4 protein-coding genes are annotated in these 3,485 nt (G+C 57.0%); 1 reads left to right on the plus strand and 3 read right to left on the minus strand.

Annotated features, from left to right (window positions below):
- The coding region (locus ACXJ5O_RS21980) for a DUF6105 family protein (protein ID WP_457301750.1) at nucleotides 1-117 on the minus strand (117 nt) is incomplete at its 3' end.
- Between the two features lie 249 nt (nucleotides 118-366).
- On the minus strand, nucleotides 367-1,299 hold the full coding sequence (locus ACXJ5O_RS21985) for a LysR family transcriptional regulator (RefSeq protein ID WP_457301747.1): 933 nt from the start codon (nucleotides 1,297-1,299) through the stop codon (nucleotides 367-369).
- 138 nt (nucleotides 1,300-1,437) lie between these two features.
- Here ACXJ5O_RS21985 and ACXJ5O_RS21990 point away from each other — a divergent pair, with 138 nt between their 5' ends.
- Nucleotides 1,438-2,301, plus strand: a complete 864-nt coding sequence (locus ACXJ5O_RS21990; protein ID WP_457301748.1) for an NmrA family NAD(P)-binding protein — start codon at nucleotides 1,438-1,440, stop codon at nucleotides 2,299-2,301.
- A gap of 1 nt (nucleotide 2,302) precedes the next feature.
- Here ACXJ5O_RS21990 and ACXJ5O_RS21995 read toward each other — a convergent pair.
- On the minus strand, nucleotides 2,303-3,485 hold a 1,183-nt coding region (locus ACXJ5O_RS21995), incomplete at its 5' end, for an acyl-CoA dehydrogenase family protein (protein ID WP_457301749.1).

Below are 3,485 nucleotides of genomic sequence, written 5' to 3' on the forward strand. Positions count from 1 at the left end.
ATCGTGCATCTCGTGGCTGAAGAAAAACATGCCCATGCTCAGGTCATAAAGCGAAAGAAAATACCAACCCCACAGGAAGCCCAGAGGCCCAGCCCAAAAAATCAGGAAGCTGCGCATTCAGTTTCTCCTCGATCGAGCTGGTCTAATCATTTCGTCTTAACCCTGCGTTTTTGCAGTGCATTTTCAGGTTGTAGTGATATCGTTTAAGAAACTCACCGCAACGTAAACCTTTTGTTAAGGTTAATTTATAAAAATTTAATTCAAATTGAAGGCATTAGCGAGCCCCCTTCCGCGTCGCCGATGCGATTTTTTAGGTGAGTCAGCAGATTTTTTGACAATGGAGGGCAGCACACGCAGCGCGTGCACTTATTTCGCTGCGATTGTCTCGGCGACGAAGTCGATAAAAGCGCGAACCTTCGCCGCCGGCAGATGACGCGAGGGATATAAGGCGTGCAGAGGAAACGTTTCGCCCTGCCAATCAGGAAAGAGTTCGATAAGAACTCCCTCGTTGAGCAAATCCTCAACACCTGTCGATTTAACGCGAGCAATGCCGACCCCGCCGAGGCAGGCACCCAACATTGTTCCAAATTCGGTGACCACCAATCGGCCCGCCGTTTTGCCAGACACAATTTTTCCCGCTCGCCGGTAGTCCCAATTCCCGAGCGCTTCGCCGGTCAGAGAATCTCTGACTTGGATGCATTCATGACTCGCGAGTTCCAACGGATGAATCGGTCGTCCGAATTTTGCCAGATATGCTGGCGAAGCCACGGTGATCGTGCGCGTTTCCAGCAGCTTGCGGACGATGAGAGAGGATGCAGGCGGCTGGCCAAAGCGCACAGCGATATCGAAACCCTCGCCGACGAGATCACCTAGCTGTTCGCGAGTAATCAGTTCCAGCGAAATTTCCGGATAGCGATCGAGAAAGCGCCCGATATGGGAAGCTAGCATCATCCTTGAAAAGAACGCATCCACGTTGACTCGCAGGCGGCCCCGCACAGCAGCCGAAGATCCCGCAGTATGGGTGAAGGCGTCCTCAATACCCGACAGAAGAGGGCCAATCTCGTTATAGAGCCGCCGTCCCTCGTCGGTCAGCGTGACGGATCGCGTCGTCCGATCGAGTAACCGGACGCCAATGCTCCGTTCAAGCCGCGTGACGGCTCTGCTCACGCCCGACGGAGACAACCCCAGCGCATCAGCTGCGCGGGCAAAGCTGCCAGCTTCAACGATTGCCGCCAACACACCAACATTGGCCACCAAGCGTCCGTCGAAAGCCATCTCACTGCCTGTCATATCATTCATGATCCAACGTCATGAATGATATGACATAATCGCACTTTCAGCAATAATGATAGAGCCCTTATAAATCTGGCAGCAGATACTCGTCGGGAAACATTTGTCTCGATGTATCTCGAAACCCAGCAATGTCAGGAGATCTCGATGTACGCCATTACAGGAATAACGGGCCAGGTCGGCGGTGCGGTGGCGCGCACGCTTTTGGAGGCAGGCCAACCAGTCAGGGCTGTCGTGCGGAATTCTGAAAAAGGTCAATCGTGGTCGGCTAAAGACTGCGAAGTTGCTGTCGCGGAAATGGAAGATCCGATTGCGCTCGCCGCTGCCTTCAAAGACGCTCGCGGCGTGTTCATATTGCCGCCTTCGGAATTCGATCCGGCACCGGGCTTTCCCGAGGCACGTGCCGTCATTGATGCAGTCTACAAGGCGATCAAGCTAGCCCGTCCGGGAAAGGTAGTCGTTCTTTCGACCGTGGGCGCACAGGCAACGCAGCCGAATCTGCTGACACAAAGAACGCTCATGGAGCAAAAGCTCGATACACTGGAAATTCCCGTGACCTTCCTTCGGCCGGGGTGGTTTATGGAAAACTTCGCTTGGGACATCCCGTCTGCGCGCGACAACGGCGTCATTTCGACATTTCTGCAGCCGGTCGACAAGACATTTCCCATGGTCGCTACGGCGGACGTCGGTCGCGTGGCAGCTGAACTTCTGCAGCAGGAATGGCATGGACGGCGGGTCGTCGAGCTCGAAGCTGAACATCGTATCAGCCCAGGCGAAGCCGCGGCCACATTCTCCAAGATTTTCGACCGGCCGGTTCGGGTCGAAGCTGTCCCACGCGAGACATGGGCCGGTCTGTTCAAATCACAGGGAATGAAGGACCCTGTGCCACGTATTCAAATGCTCGACGGCTTCAACGAGAGCTGGATCGACTTCGAAGGCGGCGAGCAAAACTCGCTGAAAGGCAAGGTTACCCTGGAAACCGTACTCAAGGGGTTGATCGAAGCCGCATAATTCAGCCCGCCGCCGGATAAAKCGAGCTGATAATATCCTTGGCGTTGTGYCGCGCATCGAGCATGCCGTAGGTCGTGCGCCACTGTCCGCCCAGACGGGTTTCGATGAAGGCGTCGGCGATATCTTCGGACTGCAGATGCCGCAGCTCCGCACCAGCGGCCGCGAGCGCCAGTTGCTCGGTCAATATGCGTGCTGCACCTTCGTCGTTCTCGGCGACTCGCATCGCAGCGCGCAGGACTTCCACGGTGCCCTGCCCGCCACGACCGAGTTGTGCGCCGATCCAGTTGAGCACTTCGTCGAAAAGCTGGGGACCGCGTTTCAACACCCGCAGCACGTCGAGTGCCATGACGTTGCCGGACCCTTCCCAGATCGCGTTGACCGGAGCCTCGCGGTAATAGCGCGCAAGATTACCTTCCTCGATATAGCCATTGCCGCCGAGACACTCCATCGCCTCGTAGAGCAGCGCAGGCGCAATCTTCGCCACCCAGTATTTGACGACCGGAGTCATCACACGCGCAAACGCAGCTTCGCCGCGGTCTTTTGCAGCATTGTCGAACGCTCGCGCCAGGCGAAGCGACAATGCTGTCGCGCCAGCCACGTCCAGTGCCATGTCCGCCAGAACCCGCAGCATCAACGGCTTGTCGATCAGCGGCCCTTCGAAGACGATGCGATGCCGCGCATGGTGGACGGCCTCGGCCAAGCCCGCACGCATCAGCCCAGCCGAAGCAATCGCGCAATCGAGTCGGGTTAGCGTCACCATGTCGATGATCGTCTTGACGCCATCGCCGGGGTTTCCGACCATCTGGCCGAGCGCATTGTCGAACTCGACTTCCGAAGAAGCATTCGAGCGGTTGCCCAGCTTGTCCTTCAAACGCTGAAAGCGAAAGCCGTTCGAAGAGCCGTCCGGGAGAATACGCGGCACGAGAAAACAGGATAGCCCCTCACGCGCCTGCGCCAGCACCAGAAATGCATCCGACATCGGCGCTGACATGAACCATTTGTGGCCGGTGATGCGATAGAACCCGCTTCCGGCCGGTTCCGCCTTTGTGGTGTTGGTGTGGACGTCGGTACCGCCCTGCTTCTCGGTCATCCCCATGCCAAGGGTAAGACCCGTCTTCTTTGCCGGCGATTTATTGCTGGAATCATACTTGCGCGGCAGGATCAGCGGCGACCATTCGCGGTAG

Source organism: Phyllobacterium sp. P5_D12 (assembly GCF_054049495.1).

Excerpts from the sequence above, each read along its gene's own strand:
- ACXJ5O_RS21985 (WP_457301747.1), bottom strand. The coding sequence starts at position 1,299 with ATGAATGATATGACAGGCAGTGAGATGGCTTTCGACGGACGCTTGGTG.
- ACXJ5O_RS21990 (WP_457301748.1), top strand. The coding sequence starts at position 1,438 with ATGTACGCCATTACAGGAATAACGGGCCAGGTCGGCGGTGCGGTGGCG.